14 protein-coding genes and 1 riboswitch are annotated in these 15,524 nt (G+C 73.8%); of the genes, 7 read left to right on the top strand and 7 right to left on the bottom strand.

Features of this window, described 5'->3' with window-relative positions:
* Nucleotides 1-56 precede the first annotated feature (56 nt).
* From ACFVQ3_RS09635 to pgi, 4 genes are all read left to right on the top strand, one after another.
* Complete coding sequence (locus ACFVQ3_RS09635; RefSeq protein WP_387638008.1) at nt 57-1,190, top strand: GNAT family N-acetyltransferase; 1,134 nt, start codon at nt 57-59, stop codon at nt 1,188-1,190.
* On the top strand, nt 1,187-2,419 hold the full coding sequence (locus ACFVQ3_RS09630) for a GNAT family N-acetyltransferase (RefSeq protein WP_387638005.1): 1,233 nt from the start codon (nt 1,187-1,189) through the stop codon (nt 2,417-2,419). The genes ACFVQ3_RS09635 and ACFVQ3_RS09630 overlap by 4 nt, the downstream gene beginning before the upstream one ends.
* A 65-nt stretch (nt 2,420-2,484) precedes the next feature.
* Nucleotides 2,485-3,735 carry a GNAT family N-acetyltransferase gene (locus tag ACFVQ3_RS09625; RefSeq protein WP_387638003.1) on the top strand — a complete coding sequence of 417 codons (1,251 nt, stop codon included), beginning with the start codon at nt 2,485-2,487 and terminating at the stop codon, nt 3,733-3,735.
* Between the two features lie 326 nt (nt 3,736-4,061).
* A complete protein-coding gene (pgi, locus tag ACFVQ3_RS09620) occupies nt 4,062-5,768 on the top strand; it encodes a glucose-6-phosphate isomerase (protein WP_387638001.1) in 1,707 nt (568 codons plus the stop codon).
* A gap of 143 nt (nt 5,769-5,911) precedes the next feature.
* Here the strand turns inward: pgi and ACFVQ3_RS09615 are convergent, their stop codons facing one another.
* The 3 genes from ACFVQ3_RS09615 to ACFVQ3_RS09605 all read right to left on the bottom strand — a co-directional run bounded on the left by ACFVQ3_RS09615 (nt 5,912) and on the right by ACFVQ3_RS09605 (nt 8,078).
* Complete coding sequence (locus ACFVQ3_RS09615) at nt 5,912-6,592, bottom strand: hypothetical protein (RefSeq protein WP_387637998.1); 681 nt, start codon at nt 6,590-6,592, stop codon at nt 5,912-5,914.
* Nucleotides 6,593-6,771: 179 nt separating this feature from the next.
* Nucleotides 6,772-7,392, bottom strand: coding sequence for a dihydrofolate reductase family protein (locus tag ACFVQ3_RS09610; RefSeq protein WP_387637996.1), 621 nt, complete (start codon nt 7,390-7,392; stop codon nt 6,772-6,774).
* Nucleotides 7,393-7,550: 158 nt separating this feature from the next.
* Complete coding sequence (locus ACFVQ3_RS09605) at nt 7,551-8,078, bottom strand: DUF6069 family protein (RefSeq protein WP_387637994.1); 528 nt, start codon at nt 8,076-8,078, stop codon at nt 7,551-7,553.
* Between the two features lie 188 nt (nt 8,079-8,266).
* Between ACFVQ3_RS09605 and ACFVQ3_RS09600 the strand changes: the two genes are divergently transcribed.
* Nucleotides 8,267-9,466: a sensor histidine kinase gene (locus ACFVQ3_RS09600; protein WP_387637992.1), complete on the top strand. Its 1,200-nt coding sequence runs from the start codon at nt 8,267-8,269 to the stop codon at nt 9,464-9,466.
* Complete coding sequence (locus ACFVQ3_RS09595; protein WP_387637990.1) at nt 9,463-10,212, top strand: response regulator; 750 nt, start codon at nt 9,463-9,465, stop codon at nt 10,210-10,212. The genes ACFVQ3_RS09600 and ACFVQ3_RS09595 overlap by 4 nt, the downstream gene beginning before the upstream one ends.
* Here ACFVQ3_RS09595 and ACFVQ3_RS09590 read toward each other — a convergent pair.
* The 4 genes from ACFVQ3_RS09590 to ACFVQ3_RS09575 form a co-directional block, all read right to left on the bottom strand.
* Entirely contained in the window at nt 10,142-10,468 is a 327-nt protein-coding gene (locus tag ACFVQ3_RS09590) for a DUF4235 domain-containing protein (protein ID WP_387637988.1), read from the bottom strand. The genes ACFVQ3_RS09595 and ACFVQ3_RS09590 overlap by 71 nt on opposite strands.
* Nucleotides 10,469-10,694: 226 nt before the next feature.
* The gene (locus tag ACFVQ3_RS09585) at nt 10,695-12,035 is read right to left on the bottom strand and encodes an ABC transporter ATP-binding protein (RefSeq protein ID WP_387637986.1); all 1,341 of its coding nucleotides are present in this window, start codon (nt 12,033-12,035) and stop codon (nt 10,695-10,697) included.
* A complete protein-coding gene (locus tag ACFVQ3_RS09580) occupies nt 12,035-13,747 on the bottom strand; it encodes an ABC transporter permease (RefSeq protein WP_387638269.1) in 1,713 nt (570 codons plus the stop codon). The genes ACFVQ3_RS09585 and ACFVQ3_RS09580 overlap by 1 nt, the downstream gene beginning before the upstream one ends.
* 2 nt (nt 13,748-13,749) lie before the next feature.
* Nucleotides 13,750-14,844 carry a thiamine ABC transporter substrate binding subunit gene (locus ACFVQ3_RS09575; RefSeq protein WP_387637984.1) on the bottom strand — a complete coding sequence of 365 codons (1,095 nt, stop codon included), beginning with the start codon at nt 14,842-14,844 and terminating at the stop codon, nt 13,750-13,752.
* A gap of 58 nt (nt 14,845-14,902) precedes the next feature.
* Nucleotides 14,903-15,028, bottom strand: a riboswitch (TPP riboswitch).
* A 169-nt stretch (nt 15,029-15,197) separates the two neighbouring features.
* On the opposite strand from ACFVQ3_RS09575, the gene ACFVQ3_RS09570 reads away from it, so the two are divergent.
* Nucleotides 15,198-15,467: a DUF4235 domain-containing protein gene (locus tag ACFVQ3_RS09570; protein ID WP_387637981.1), complete on the top strand. Its 270-nt coding sequence runs from the start codon at nt 15,198-15,200 to the stop codon at nt 15,465-15,467.
* Nucleotides 15,468-15,524 lie beyond the last annotated feature (57 nt).

The following is a 15,524-nucleotide window of genomic DNA, read 5'->3' as shown; positions in this document are numbered from 1 at the left end:
GGCTGCACCTCCGAAAACCCGTGGACCGCTCGCGCCTCGCGCGAGACGCTGAGGGCATGAGCCATCCCACCGAGTCGACGACGACCTGGCGCATCACCCCGGCCCCGCACCCCGCCGACCTCGACTCCGCCGAGGCCTGGGCGTACCACGGCGTGGCCGAGATCGAGGCCGAGGTCATGATCGAGGCCCACGGCTACGACGACTTCGCGAACGAGGCCCGCGACGTCCTCGCCGGGATGGACAACCAGCAGTACGCGACCAAGCAACGCTTCGTCGCGGTCCGCGCGGACGCACCCGAGACACCCCGGCCGCAGGACGTGCTGGGCCACCTGTTCGTCCTCATGATGACGAGCAGCAACGAGCACCTGGGCGAGCTGTACGTGCAGGTGCGCCCGGCGGCCCGGCACCACGGACTCGGCACGGCGCTGTGGGAGCACGGCGAACGGATCCTGCTCGACGCCGGACGGACCGTCCTGTTCACCGACACCCAGCACGGCGTCGAACCTCCGCCCGGACCTGGCGCCCTCGAGGCCCGGACGGGCGCCGGACGGGTCCCCGCGGACGACCCGGGACCTCGCTTCGTGCGCGGCAAGGGGTACGCCTTGGAGCAGGTCGAGCGGCACTCGATCCTGCCGCTGCCCGTCGACCCGGGGCTGCTGGACCGGCTGCGCGCGCAGGCTCTCGCCGCGGCGGGACCGGGCTACCGCACCCTCGTCTGGGAGGACGACGTCCCCGAAGACTGGCGCGAGCAGGTCGGGACGCTGTTCACGCGCATGAGCACCGACGCCCCGAACGGCGACATCGACTACCGCGAGGACCCGTGGGACGCGCGGCGCGTGGGCGTCTGGGTCGACGAGCTCCTGGGCAAGGGCGACGGCGTGCTCGTGACGGTCGCCGAGCACGTCCCGTCGGGCACGCTCGCCGCGTTCTCGGTGTTCGCCTACCCCAAGGACCACCCGTCGTTCGCGTTCCAGGAGGACACGCTGGTCCTGCGCGAGCACCGCGGCCACCGCCTCGGGATGCTCGTCAAGGTCGCGAACCTCGACGAGCTCGCCGCCCGACGCCCCACGACCGAACGCATCCACACCTGGAACGCCGAGGAGAACGACCACATGCTCGCGATCAACGTCGACCTGGGCTTCGCGCCCGCGGGCGGGTACGCCGGCTGGCAGAAGCGGGTGGGGGCGTGAGCGGCCCGCGGGCCACGGCCCCGGCACCGCTCTCCGGCCCGACGGCGTGGCGCGTCCTGCGCGCACCCGTCCCGGACTCGCTCGACGCGCCCGAGGCCTGGGCCGTGCACGGCACCGTGCGCGTGGGCGAGGCCATCGACCGGGAGATACACGGTCACGCCGACCTCGGTCTCGACGCGGCGACCACGCTCGTCACGATGACGGCCCAGCAGGAGTACAAGCGCACCGTCCGGCTCGTCGCCGTCGCCGACGGTCCGCGAGCCCCTGGCGGCTCCGACGATCCTGGCGGTCCCGACGGCTCTGACGGCTCTGGCGGCCCGGCTGCGCGCGGACCGGGCCTGGCCCCGGCGGCGGGCGACGTCGTCGGGCGTGGGCTCGTCGGCCTTCCCCAGAAGGGGAACACGCACCTCGCGATCGTGTATGTCGGGGTCGACCCCGCGCACCGCGGCCAAGGGGTCGGGAAGGCACTCTGGGAGGAGTGCCTGCGCATCGCGCGCGAGGCCGGGCGCACCGTGCTCCTGTCCGACTCCGCGCACGCCCCCGAACCCCCTCCCGGCCCCGGGGCGCTCGACTCGCCGACCGGCAGCGGGCGCGTGCCGCTCGACGACCCGGGCACGCGCTTCGCGCTCTCGCGCGGCTTCGCGCTCGAGCAGGTCATGCGGCAGTCGACGATCACGCTGCCGCCCCGCGCCGACGTCGTGGACCCGCTGCGCTCCGAGGCGCAGGCCGCCGCCGGCGACGACTACCGCGTGCACCTGTGGCAGGACGCCGTCCCCGAGAGGTGGATCGACGACTTCGCGGTCCTCGAGACCCGCATGAGCACCGACGCCCCCAACGGCGGGCTCGACCTCGAGGAGGACCCGTGGGACGCCGAACGGGTGCGCGCCGCCTCGCAGTCGTTCGCCGACCGCGGCCAGGAATACCTCGTCGCGGTGGCCGAGCACGTCCCGTCGGGGCGGCTCGCCGCGTTCTCGATGGTCGCGTACCCGCACGACCGCCCCGAGGTCGTCATCCAGGAGGACACCCTCGTCCTGCGCGAGCACCGAGGCCACCGGCTCGGGACGCTCGTCAAGATCGCGGTGCTCGACGAGCTGGCCCGCGTGCGGCCCTCGTCGCGGCGCATCCACACCTGGAACGCGCAGGAGAACCGGCACATGCTCGCGATCAACGAGGCCCTCGGGTTCGAGGTCGCGAGCGTCACCGCGGAGTGGCAGCTGCGGCTGGGCTGACCCGGCCCCCGGAAGGCGCGCAAAATCCGTGGCGGCGCCGGGCGGCAGCCCGCCAGGGTGGACCCATGACGACCACCGACAGCGCCGTTGGCCACGACGACCCCTGGACGGCGAGCCCGACGCCGCCGCCCGCCCCACCCACCACGACGTGGCGCGCGGTCGACGCACCGCCGATCCCGCCCGACCTGGACCACCCCGACGTCTGGGCCGTGCGGGCCTGCACCGACATCGAGCACGACGTACAGCTCGCGACCTGGGGCTGGACCGACTGGTGGGCGCCGCTGCCCGTGATGCTCGGCGTCCTCCAGCACCAGGAGTACCAGCGCAAGGTCCTGGTCCTCGCGCTCCCCGAGCCGGCGGTCCCAGGAATGGCCGACGACGAGGCGGCGGCACCCGACGACGAGGCGGCGGCAACCGACGGCGAGGCGGCGCCCAGGCCGCAGGACGTCGGCGGCGCCGCGATCGTGTGGCTCGCGACCGACGCCAACTCCCACCTCGCCTACGTCACGCTCATGGTCCGCCCCACGCTCGAAGGCCGAGGCATCGGCGAGACGCTGCTGGCCCGCGCCGAGGAGATCGCTCGCGCCGACGGGCGCACCACGGTCATCGTGCCGAGCAACCACTCCCCCGAGCCCCCGCCCGGCCCCGGCGCCCTCGACGCCCCCACGGGTGCCGGCCGCGTGCCCGCTGACTCCCGGGGTGCGCGCTTCGCCCTGGGCCACGGCTACGCGCTCGAACAGGTCGAGCGCGCCTCCGTCCTGCGCCTGCCCGTCGACCCCGCACGGCTCGACACGCTCGAGCGCGAGGCGACCCGGGTCGCGGGAGACGACCACCGCCTGCACACCTGGTGGGACGAGGTACCGGCCGCATGGCAGGACCAGGTCGCGAACCTGTGGACCCGCATGAGCACCGACGTCCCCTCCGCAGACCTGGACGTCCAGGAGAGCCCCTGGGACGCGGCCCGTGTCCGCTCGTACCTCGCCGACATGGCCGGGCGCCACCAGCACGTGCTGGTCACGGTCGCCGAGCACGTCCCGACCGGGACGCTGACCGCGTTCTCGGTCCTCCAGATCCCCGTGTCGGACGTCCCGTTCGCCTTCCAGGAGGACACGCTCGTGCTGCGCGAGCACCGCGGCCACCGGCTCGGGACGCTCGTCAAGGTCGCGAACCTGCGCGCCTACGCCGAGCGCCGGCCCGGAGAACGCCGCATCAACACGTGGAACGCGCAGGAGAACGAGCACATGCTCGCGATCAACGTCGCGCTCGGCTTCGAGCCCGTCGGCGTCGCGGCGGTGTGGCAGAAGAAGCTCGGCTGACCCGGCCTCCCCCTCACGGCCGCCACCGCCTCCCCGCCGAGGTAGACCTGTGCGCGCGCAGGTAGACCTCCCGGAGGTCTACCTCGCGCGCACAGGTCTACCTCGCGCTTCCTTGCGGGCCGAGGCGAGAGCGGGCCGAGGAGAGGAGCGCGCGCCACGCATGCTCCGCCGTCGGGCGTGCACGGTTGTCCGGCAGCGCACCTCACAACCGCTCGCACCGTGAGCCACCAGGACAACCGTGCAGGTCGCGGCCTACGGTTGTCGGGTCCGGCCATGACCCCGCGACACCCCACGACCCCCACCGACCAGGGAGCAGCGAGACCATCGTGAGCACTGCGAGCACACCGCCGATCGACGCCACCACCACTCCCGCCTGGGCCGACCTCACGGCCCACCAGGCCGCGCTGTCCCCCGACCTGCGCACCTGGTTCGCCCAGGACCCGGGCCGCGCCGACCGCCTCACGTTCGACGCCGCCGACCTCCACGTCGACCTGTCGAAGAACCTCGTGACCGACGAGACCCTCGCACTGCTCGTGCGCCTCGCGGACGACGTCGACCTGGTCGGGCGACGCGACGCCATGCTCCGCGGCGACCACATCAACGTCACCGAGGACCGCGCCGTCCTGCACACCGCGCTGCGCCGCCCGTCCGGGGCCGTCCCCGGGCTGACCGTCGACGGCCAGGACGTCGACGCCGACGTGCACGCCGAGCTCGCCAAGGTCTACGCGTTCGCCGACAAGGTGCGCTCGGGCGAGTGGAAGGGCGTCACGGGCGAGCGCGTGCGCACCGTCGTGAACATCGGGATCGGCGGCTCGGACCTCGGCCCCGTCATGGCCTACGAAGCCCTCCTGCCCTACAAGGCCGAGGACCTCGACGTCCGGTTCGTGTCCAACATCGACCCGACCGACGTCGCCGAGAAGACCGCGGGCCTCGACCCGCGCACCACGCTGTTCATCGTCGCGTCCAAGACGTTCGGGACGCTCGAGACCCTGACCAACGCGCGCCTCGCACGCGACTGGCTGTGGACCGAGCTCGCGGCAGTCGGGGCGCTCTCCGACGACGCCGACGACGCAGCCCGCGCCGAGGCCGTCGGCAAGCACTTCGTCGCGGTCTCCACCGCCCTCGACAAGGTCGCGGCCTTCGGGATCGACCCCGCCAACGCGTTCGGCTTCTGGGACTGGGTCGGCGGACGCTACTCGGTCGGCTCCGCGATCGGCACGTCGCTCGCGATCGCGGTCGGCCCGGCCCGCTTCGAGGAGTTCCTCGCAGGCTTCCACGCGATCGACGAGCACTTCCGCACCACCCCGATCGCGCAGAACGTGCCCGCGCTCATGGGCCTGCTCAACGTGTGGAACGTCAACTTCCTCGGCGCCCACACGCACGCCGTGCTGCCCTACGCGCAGTACCTGCACCGCTTCCCCGCGTACCTGCAGCAGCTCACCATGGAGTCCAACGGCAAGTCCGTGCGCTGGGACGGGTCGCCCGTCACGACCGAGACCGGCGAGGTCTTCTGGGGCGAGCCCGGCACCAACGGGCAGCACGCGTTCTACCAGCTCATCCACCAGGGCACGCGCCTGATCCCCGCGGACTTCATCGCCGTCGCGAACCCCGCGCACCCGCTGGTCGACTCCTCGGCAGGGGACGTCGACGTCCACTCGCTGTTCCTCGCGAACTTCTTCGCGCAGACCAAGGCCCTCGCGTTCGGCAAGACCGCCGACGAGGTCCGCGCCGAGGGCACGGCCGAGGACCTCGTGAGCGCCCGCGTCTTCTCGGGCAACCGCCCGACGACGTCGATCCTCGCTCCCGCGCTCACGCCCTCGGTCCTGGGCCAGCTCATCGCGCTCTACGAGCACATCACGTTCGTCCAGGGCGTCGTGTGGGGCATCGACTCGTTCGACCAGTGGGGCGTCGAGCTCGGCAAGAAGCTCGCGAACGAGATCGCCCCGGCCGTCGCCGGTGACGCGGCTGCGCTCGCCGAGCAGGACCCGTCGACGCAGGCGCTCATCGGCTGGTACCTGGAGCAGCGGGGCTGACGCCCGGCTGGCTGTCTGGCCGCCTCGCTGGGCTGGCTGCCGAGAACGGGGTTGAGGTCGTCCTGTCGCCCGGGACGACCTCAACCCCGTTCTCGCGCGCCGGGGGCGCCGGGAGCCGGGCCAGCGCGTCGGGATCCCGGTCGCTAGTGGGCCGCCACCGCCGCCAGCGCCTGCTCGACCGCTGCGACCTCCTCGGCGGCACCCGTGATCCCGTCCTTCATGACGAGCACGGACGAGAAGACCCCGTCGCGGCACGACTGGCCCGTGAGCGCCTGCGGGTCCTCGAGCGAGGGCACGATGTTGACCGTCTCGGTCCGGCCCGGCTCGCCGCCCGCGATCTCGATCGTCGTGGAGAAGATGTCGCACGACTGCACCGCGTCGAGCGTCTCGCCCGTCCCGACGAGCGCCGACGCCTCGCGGATCTTGCGGGTGTTCTCCGCGTCGTCGACGAGGCCGGTGGCCTCGAGCTGCTGCAGCAGCTCGGGCAGCTGCTGAGCCCAGTCCTCGGCCGGGACGCGCGAGACCTGGACCGTGGCGCCCGCCGGGTCGCCCCATACGCAGGCGGGGAACTCGGCGTTGCCCGCGACCGTCGTCTCGAACGGACCGTCGAGTGCCTGACCGGCCAGCGCGGTCACCTGGTCGGCGCCGATCAGGTCGCACGCACCGGCCGCCGGCGGGGTCTCTGCGGCTGCTGCGGGGGCAGGAGCGTCCGTCGCCGGGCCGTCGCCGCCGGAGTCCGTGGGTGACGCGCACCCCGTCAGAAGGGTCGCACCGAGCACACCGGGCAGGACAACAGTGAGGACATGCCTCCGCAACGAGTTCACCGGTCAAATCCAACCATATGGTCGGTAGCCTTCCGGTCGAGACGCGGCCGAGCCGGCCCCTGGCTTCCGGGCACGACGAGACCCATCCGGGTACGACGACGAGACTCATCCGGGCACGACGGCGAGGCCGCCGCACCGTCGGGACGCCGCCCGCCCCGGCGCCCCGGCCGTACGGGCGGTCAGCCCTCCGCGCCCCCCGGCACCTTGTCCTTCACGTCCTCGTAGTCCTCGCTCCCCGGCAGGTCGCTCGGTCCGTAGACCAGGTGCACGACGCCCGTGGGGAACACCTCGGAGCGCAGCAGGTGCAGGGGGTAGATCGGTTCGCCCTCGTCGAAGAGCCGCTCGCCCTTGCGGGCCGCGACCGGGTGCACCAGGAGGCTCAGCTCGTCCACGAGCCCGGCCGCGAGAAGCTGCCGGACCACCGACAGGGAACCCGCGACGAGGACCTTCGCGATCCCCGGGGTCTCCTTGAGCGTCGTCACCGACTCGACCAGGTCGCCGTCGATCCGGTCGACGTTGCGCCAGCCGAGGTCTCCGTCGCCGCGGGTCGCGACGATCTTGCGCACGTCGCCGAGCCGCTTCGCGAACACGGCGTCCTCCTCCCCGGCCTCCTCGCGCCCCGGCCACGCGCCCGCGAAGCTGTCGTACGTGACGCGCCCCAGGAGCAGGGCGTCGACGCCCGAGTAGTCCTCGTCGACGGCCGCTCCCATGTGCTCGTCGAAGTAGGGAAAGTGCCAGGCGGGGTCGATCTCGGCCACGCCGTCGAGCGAGATGAACAGGGTCGAGACGAGCTTGGCCATGATGGGTCCCTTCGGGAGTCTGCCGGTACGACGGTTGGACCAGGACCGGACCTCGAACTCATCGGTCCCCTGGTCCCACCGTGGCACGCGCGAGGGCTCGCGGCGCGCGCAGGTGCGCGGCGCCGTCGGGCCTTCGGCGCGGCCCCGCCGCGGACGGCTCAGCGCCGCAGCCCCAGCGCGACAACCGACCCGACCGTGACGTGCAGTGCCAGCAGGAGCAGCGTCGCGGACGTGCTCACCGCGCCCAGGGGGCCGAGCACGGACACCAGGAGCACGACGGCGCACGTCACCACCCAGGCCCGCTCACCCTGCGCTCGCCCCGCCCGCGGCGCGCGACCGACCCTGCGCAGCAGGGACCGGACGCCCCACCCGGCGAAGCCGACGAGCAGCGAGGCGACGACCACCGCGGCCGGCCCGACCTCCGTCTCACCGTCCGCACCTCGGACGACGGCCTCGACGCCGGCTGCGGTCCCCGCCGACCAGACGAGGACGGCGGCCACCGCAGCGAGCAGCGGCACGCACCACGCAGGGAGGTGCCGGGCCGTCCTGTCCGCGCTCCCGGTCTGCCTCCTCGCCGCAGGCTCCCCGCGCGTCCCGCGGTACCGCGGGACAGCCCCCGGTCCGTTCGTGCTCACGCGCTGGTTCGTCGTTCCCGTGCTCCTCGAACCCGTGCCGTTCGCGTCCATGACTCCTCCTTCAGCCGGCAGGGCTCCCCCGGAGCCCCGCGCCGACCCCGTGGCCGGCGTTCCCCACCGTCTCCCGCGCACCCCTCCGCCCGGACCCTCCAGATGGTTCTCCACGCACCGACCGACGGTCCGCTGCCCCCTCCGAAAGTCGGTGGTCGCCCGACGGAGCACATTCCTACGCTGACCGCATGAACAGCTACCCGATCGAGGAGTGCTCCCCGCCGCCCGCCCCGTCACGCGCCGTGCTGGCATGGGTCGTGCTCGCCGTGGGCACGCTCACCGCGCTGATGCTGTGGGGTGTCCTGCCGCAGGAGTCCGGGCCGCGCGTGGTGCTGGACCTGGGCGTCGGTCTGGCCGCAGTGTCCCTCGCTCCTCTCCTGTGGTGGTTGCCGCAGGGAGAGAAGACCGCCCCGCGCGGCGCAGGAGTGCTCTCCGGCCCGGTCGGACCGGCCCTCGTGCTGGCCGCGCTCACCGCGCTCTCCCCTGCGGCGACCCCGGCGTCGACCGTGGCGACGCTGGAGGTCGCCCGCCGCAGACCGCTGCGGGTCGCGGTGCTCGTCGCGACGGCGGGGTTCGCCGGTCACGCGGTCCAGGCGCTCTGGCGTCCGGTGGGTCTCCCGCTCGGCTGGTGGCTGCTGTGCGACGCGGCGGTGCACGCCGCCCTCGTCGGTTGGGGCGCCTTCGCCCAGGCCCGGGCCCAGGTCGTCGCCGACCTCGAGGATCGCGTGCGACGGGCAGAGCGCGAGCAGGAGCTTCGCGTGCGGGAGGCACGGACCGCCGAGCGCGCACGGATCGCCCGCGAGATGCACGACACGCTCGCCCACCGGCTGTCGCTGCTCGCGACCGTCGCCGGGGCGCTCGAGTTCCGGCCGGACACGCCGCCCGCGGAGGTCGCGCGTGCTGCCGGTCTGGTCCGTGAAGGCGTGAGCGCGGCGCTCGAGGAGCTGCGCGACGTCGTGGGCGTGCTCCGCGCCGAGCCCGACGCCCTGCGCCCCGCCTCCGGCCTGGTCGACGTCGCGCGGCTCGTCGAGGAGTCCCGGGCCGCGGGCGTCGCCGTCGACTGGGAGCAGCACGGTGACCCCGTCGGGGTCCCTGCCACCGTGCAGGCCGCGGCCTTCCGCGCCGTGCAGGAAGGGCTGACCAACGCCCGCCGCCACGCTCCCGGCAGCGTGGTCCGCGTCGCGGTCGCGGTCGTCCCGGGCGAGGTCCGGGTCGACGTGTCCGACGACGGACCCTCCCTCGGGCACGTCCCCTCACGCCAGGGAACGGGCACAGGGCTCGTGGGCCTCCGCGAACGGGCGGGGCTCCTGCGCGGCGAGGTCCTCGCCGGCCCGGCCACGGAGGGGGCAGGGTTCCGGCTCACGGTGTCGCTACCGTGGGACTCATGACCGCGCCCGTGAGGATCGCCATCGTCGACGACGACGCCCTGGTGCGGTCCGGCCTGCGCATGATGCTGCACGGCACGCACGGCATCGAGGTCGTCGGCGAGGCCGCCGACGGTGCGGAGGTCCCCGCCCTCCTCGACGCCCACCCGCTCGACGTCCTCCTCATGGACCTGCGGATGCCGCAGGTCGACGGGATCACCGCGACGGCCAGGGTGCGCGCACGGACCGACGCGCCCGCCGTCGTCGTGCTGACGACGTTCGACACCGAGGACGAGGTGCTCGGGGCGCTCCGCGCCGGGGCCGTCGGCTACCTCCTCAAGGACATGCCCCCGGCCCGGATCGCGGCGGCGGTCCTCGCGGCCGCAGCCGGGGAACCGGTGCTCTCGCCCGACGTCGCCCGGCGGCTCATGGCGTCGGCCGCGTCGGTCGGCGAGACGCGGGCGCGGGCGGTGGAGTCGCTCGGCCGTCTGACGGGACGCGAGCGCGACGTCGCGCTCGCGGTGGGTCGCGGCGCGAGCAACGCGGACGTAGGGCGCGAACTCTATCTCAGTGTCCCGACCGTCAAGGCCCACGTGTCGAGCGTCCTGGACAAGCTGGGCCTCGAGAACCGGACGCAGCTCGCAGTGCTCGTGCGCGACGCGGGCGCAGGTGCGGGCGCGGGCGCGGGCGCGGCGACGATCAGTCGCCCGGCCACTCCCCCGTCCACCTCTGGAAGGCACGCGCCCCACCGCGGTCGATCAGCGCCTTGACGCCCGAGAAGACGGCGCCCTGGATCAGGGCGGCGATCAGGATCTCGCGCAGCGGGTACTCGGACTGGAGCGGGGTGGGCGCGTCCTTGCGGTGGCCCGGGGAGACGCGCTTGTAGACCTGCTTGAAGACCTGCCCCGCGACCAGGCCGCCGACGATCGAGCTGATCAGCCCGAACGGCCGGTACAAGATCTTCGCGGCCTTACCGCCGTGCTCCTCGGTGTGCTCGGACACGTGATCGATCGTGGCGTCGCTCATCCTTCGACGCTAACGCGGCAGCCGGTCGGTCGCAGGGTGGGGGCCGCCGATGCCCGGGTCCCCACCGGCGCCCCGGCGCACCCACCGGTGGCGAGCATGCGGTTGGCGTCGGTATCGGCGCCATTCCGAACGCCAACCGCATGTTCGCGGGACGGCAACCGCATGCTCGACCGAGCCACCGACGAATCGTGAGTCCGCCGCACGCCCTCGGCCTCCGGCCCGCACCTCAGCCCGGGACCACCGCGCAGCCCGCACGGTCCAGCACGACCCGGACCCGCTCCCCCGGTGCGGGTGCGAGCGGGAGGTGCGTGGCGCCGTCGGGCACGGGCGTCCCGGCACCGCCCGGCGGCGAACCCGCGGGAGTCGCGGCACCACCCGGCGGCGAGCCAGCGGGCGTCCCGGCACCGCCCGGCGGCGAGCCGAGCGCGACGACGCGCTGCGTCCCCGCCCCGAGGTCGAGGTCGACCGTGACCTCGGTGCGCCCCCTCCGGAAGGCGCTGCGCACGACGGTCGCCGCCCACCCGGCCGACCTGTCGAGACCCGCGGGGGCCCCACCCCTCGCCCGTCCTGACACCTCGGTCGCGGGAGACGCGGCGAGCACGAGCCCCGTCGGGCCGATGGCCAGCAGCGCCTCGCCCGCCGAAGCCCCCTCGACCGCCGAACCGCCCCCAGCCGCCGAGCGGTCGGAGTCCGCGAGGACCCCACCCATCGCTCGTTCCGACGGCTCGGCGGGGACAGCCCCCACCGGCACGAACGCCTGGTATCCCAGGAACTCCGCGACCCGCCGCGACGCGGGCGCGCGCCACAGGTCCTCGGGCGCCGCGACCTGGAGCAGTCGGCCGGCGTCCATGACGGCCACCCGGTCGGCCACCGTGAAGGCCTCGTCGTGGTCGTGCGTGACGAACAACGCCGTGGTCCCGGTCGCGACGAGCGCGGCACGCAGGTCCCCCGCGAGGCGGTCGCGCAGCCCGCGGTCGAGCGCGGACAGCGGTTCGTCGAGCAGCAGCAGCTGCGGCTCGGGGGCGAGCGCCCGGGCGAGCGCGACACGCTGGCGCTCCCCGCCGCTGAGCGTCGCGACCGGGCGCTGCGCGTACCCCGCGAGCCCGACGAGGTCGAGCAGCTCGGCCACCCGTCCCGCCGCGGCCGGACGCTTCACGCCCGCCATGCGCAGCCCGAACGCCACGTTCCCCGCGACGTCCCGGTGCGGGAAGAGCTGCCCTTCCTGGAACATGAGCCCGAACCCGCGCCGGTGCACGGGCACCCCCGCGAGGTCGTGCCCGTCCCACGCGACGCTCCCGTCGGCGACGGGCTCGAGCCCCGCGACGGCGCGCAGCAGGCTCGACTTGCCGCAGCCGCTCGGCCCGAGCAGCGCGAGCACCTCGCCCGGGGCGAGGTCGAGGCTCACGCCGCGCACGGCCGTCGTGCCGGGGCCCTTGCCGGGCGCAGGGTCCGCGTAGTGCACGACGACGTCGCGCACCGCGAGCCCCCGGCCCACCGACGTCTTCGCCGGCTCCTGGGGCACGGCCGGTCCGTCGGTCGTTCGCTCCGCCACCTGGGCTCCGTCCATCAGAACTCTCCTGCCGAGCGGTCGCCACGCAGGCGCTCCGCCACCATCATGACCGTCGCGGTGAGCACCGCGAGGACGACGCTCGCGGCGAGCGCCATGCCGTAGTTCTCCGCACCGGGCCGCCCGATGAGCCGGAAGATCACGACCGGGAGGGTCGCGGTGTCGGGGCGGGCCAGGAACGACGTCGCCCCGAACTCCCCGAGCGAGACCGCGAACGCGAACCCGATCGCGAGCCCCAGCGACCGCGCCGCGATGGGCCCGTCGACCGCGGCGAACACGCGCGCGGGCGATGCCCCGAGGGTCGCGGCGGCCTCGCGCAGGCGGGGGTCGATCGCGCGCAGCACGGGCAGCACGGTCCGCACGACGAGCGGGATCGCGACGACGGCCTGGGCGATGGGGACGAGCAGGCCCGAGGTCCGCAGGTCCACGTCGAGGCCGAGCGGCCTGTCGAGCGTGATGAGGAAGCCGAACCCGACCGTGACGGCCGAGACGCCGAGCGGGAGCATGAAGACCGAGTCGAGCGCACCGATCGCTCGCCGCCCCGTGCGGGACCGGGGTCGTCGCGAGACGACGAGCGCCACGAGCCCCCCGATCACGACCGCGAGGAGCGTCGCGACCGCCGCGGCCCGCAGCGAGTTGGCGGTCGCCTCCCACACGGTCACGGTCAGGGCGTTGCGCCCGCCGGTCGTGCCGAGGTTCGCGTAGTTCGCGAGGCTCCACCCGGCGGGGGTCCGGAACGACCGGACGAGCAGGTTGACGAGCGGAAGGGCGATCAGGCCGAGCACGACGACGGCGGTCACCGCGAGCGGGACGGCGTCGGCCCGCAGGCGCAACGGCCGGGCGGCGGACGTCGCGGCAGACAGGTTGAGCGCGCGCTCGCGCCGGGAGCGGGTCCGGTTCGCGACGATCAGCGCGACGACGACGACCACGAGCTGCACCACCGACAGCACGGCGGCCGTGCGCAGGTCGAGGAACTGGGTGGTCTGGATCCAGATCTCCGTCTCGATCGTGCCGTACTGGATTCCGCCCAGGACGAGCACGACCCCGAACGCCGTGGCGCAGAACAGGAACACGATCGACGCCGCCGAGGCGATGGCCGGGGCCAGGGACGGCAGCGTCACCGACCGGAACGCGCGCCACGGCGAGGCCCCGAGCGCGCGGGCCGCCTCCTCCGCGCGCGGGTCGAGGTGCTCCCACAGCCCGCCGACCGTGCGGACCACGACCGAGTAGTTGAAGAACACGAGCGCGAGGACGATCGCCCCGAACGTGCCGTCGAGCCGCAGGAACCCGAGCAGCCCGCCCTCGACGAGCAGCGACCGGAACGCGACGCCGACCACGACGGTCGGCAGCACGAACGGCACGGTCACGAAGGCACGAAGGAACGTGCGTCCCCGGAACCGGCACCTGTACAGCACGTACGCGCCGGGCACGCCGAGCAGCACCGAGACCACCGTCCCGAGGACGCCCTGCCACAGCGTGAGCCCGATGATGCGCCAGGTCCGCGGCTCGGAGAACACCTCGGCGAAGCCGGAGAGATCCACGGAGGCGCCGGTCGCGTCCTGGGTCACGAAGCCGCGCGCGACCAGCGTCACGACGGGCCACGCGAAGAACACGCCGAGGAAAAGCAGCGGCAGCCCGGCGGCGAGCCCCCACAGGAGGACCCGCCCGCCGCGCTGCACGGCCGCGGGCACGCCGCGGCTCACCGCGGACATGCTCAGCCGATCACCGTCGACGTCCACGCCTTGATCCACTCGTCGCGGTGCGCCGTGATGTCGGCGGGAGCGACCTCGAACGGCTTCGGGGACAGCGGCGCGAACTCGACCCAGCTCTCGGGCAGCGCGATGTCCGTGTTCGCGGGGTACATGTACATGCTGTCCGCGACGTCGGCCTGGAACGCGTCGCTCACGAGGAAGTCGACGAGCTTCTTGGCGCCCTCGGGGTTCTGCGCGCCCGCGAGCACGCCCGCGTACTCGACCTGACGGAAGCAGGTGTCGAGCAGCGCGCCCGTCCGGGTGGAGGTCCCGTCCTCGGAGACGGTGAACGCGGGCGACGTGGCGTAGGAGAGCACGATGGGCCGCGGACCGTTGCCCTCCGCGCCGGAGAAGTCGACCGAGTAGGCGTCGGACCAGCCGTCGACGACCTTGACGCCGTTGGCCTTGAGCTTGGCCCAGTAGTCCACCCAGCCGTCCTCGCCGTAGGCGCCGATCGTCGCGAGCAGGAACGACAGCCCGGGCGACGACGTCGCGGGGTTGGTGACGACGAGCAGGTCCTTGTACTCGGGCTTGGTCAGGTCGTCGAGGGTCTCGGGCTCGGTGACCCCGGTGTTGCCGAACCAGGCGTGGTCGATGTTGATGCAGACGTCACCGAAGTCGATCGGTGTGAGTGCCCCCGTGTCCCCGATCGCGTACTGCGCCGCCGAGTCGGCGAGGCCCGCTGGCGTGTACGGCTCGAGCACGCCCTCGTCGATCGCGCGCGTGGCGAACGAGTTGTCGATGCCGAACACGACGTCGCCCAGCGGTGAGTCCTTGGTGAGGACGAGCTGGTTGACGAGCGCGCCGCCGTCGCCGGGGGCGATCTGCCTGACGGTCAGCCCGGACTCCTCCTCGAACGCGGCGAGGACGTCCTCGCTGACGTTGAACGAGTCGTGCGTGACGAGCGTGACGGTGCTGCTCGCGGCGCTCGACCCGTTCTCGCCCGATCCCGCGTCGCCGGTGCCTGTGCAGGCCGCGAGGGCCAGCGCGCCGATCCCGCCGACGAGCCCCAGGCCGAGCCTGCGGGGGGTGCTGCGGCGGGTACTGATGGTGTTCACGTGTCCTCCTTGGACGTCACAGGAGGGGGACCTCGCGCACGGCAGGTCCCGTGAGCGAGGCTTGAGAAGCCCGACTTCCTCCACCGGTGCTAGCCGGATCAGGTTCGAGGGTCTGCGGTGGTCCGCACTCTCAGCGCCCGTTGCCCGGTGTGTCCGGGCGGTCGGCGCTCCCCTGTCGTTCACCTGCGACTTTACACCGCGGCCCGACGGCGCAGGCAGGGTTCCGGCGTGTGGCGTCGCCCGGGGCGTGCCCCGCCCCGGGGACGGCTACGGTGGGACGTGAGCTTCGCCGTCGGGCCTGCGGGTACGACGGCGGTCCCGCCCCGCCCGCCGCACACTCCCCGGAGGAACACATGGCCGAGAACGAGCAGACCCTCACCGAGAAGGTCGCGACCGTCGCCCTGACGCTGGCCGCAGGCTGGGTCGCGCAGAAGGTCGTGAGCTACGCGTGGGCCAAGGCCACGGGGCACGACGCACCCAAGGACCTGGACGACCCGGAGGTCGGCATCATCAGCGCCGTCACGTTCGCCGCCGCCGCGGCCGCGGCGAGCGTGTTCGCGCGCCGGTTCGCGGGACGCGAGGCCAAGCGGGTCGTGAAGCGGTTCGTCGCACGCGCGTCCTGACTCCTCCGAGCCGAGGTAGACCCGTGGGCGCGAGGTAGACCTCCCGGAGGTCTACCT

Source organism: Oerskovia sp. NPDC057915 (assembly GCF_042887685.1).
Lineage (GTDB): Bacteria > Actinomycetota > Actinomycetes > Actinomycetales > Cellulomonadaceae > Oerskovia.
This window is presented reverse-complemented; position numbering and strand designations above follow the sequence as displayed.

Bases quoted from the DNA above. Each gene is read 5' to 3' on its own strand.
- ACFVQ3_RS09585 (WP_387637986.1), bottom strand. From the start codon at position 12,035: ATGGACGGAGCCCAGGTGGCGGAGCGAACGACCGACGGACCGGCCGTG.
- ACFVQ3_RS09625 (WP_387638003.1), top strand. From the start codon at position 2,485: ATGACGACCACCGACAGCGCCGTTGGCCACGACGACCCCTGGACGGCG.
- ACFVQ3_RS09610 (WP_387637996.1), bottom strand. From the start codon at position 7,392: ATGGCCAAGCTCGTCTCGACCCTGTTCATCTCGCTCGACGGCGTGGCC.
- ACFVQ3_RS09600 (WP_387637992.1), top strand. From the start codon at position 8,267: ATGAACAGCTACCCGATCGAGGAGTGCTCCCCGCCGCCCGCCCCGTCA.
- ACFVQ3_RS09595 (WP_387637990.1), top strand. From the start codon at position 9,463: ATGACCGCGCCCGTGAGGATCGCCATCGTCGACGACGACGCCCTGGTG.
- ACFVQ3_RS09570 (WP_387637981.1), top strand. From the start codon at position 15,198: ATGGCCGAGAACGAGCAGACCCTCACCGAGAAGGTCGCGACCGTCGCC.
- ACFVQ3_RS09580 (WP_387638269.1), bottom strand. From the start codon at position 13,747: ATGTCCGCGGTGAGCCGCGGCGTGCCCGCGGCCGTGCAGCGCGGCGGG.
- ACFVQ3_RS09605 (WP_387637994.1), bottom strand. From the start codon at position 8,078: ATGGACGCGAACGGCACGGGTTCGAGGAGCACGGGAACGACGAACCAG.
- ACFVQ3_RS09590 (WP_387637988.1), bottom strand. From the start codon at position 10,468: ATGAGCGACGCCACGATCGATCACGTGTCCGAGCACACCGAGGAGCAC.
- ACFVQ3_RS09635 (WP_387638008.1), top strand. From the start codon at position 57: ATGAGCCATCCCACCGAGTCGACGACGACCTGGCGCATCACCCCGGCC.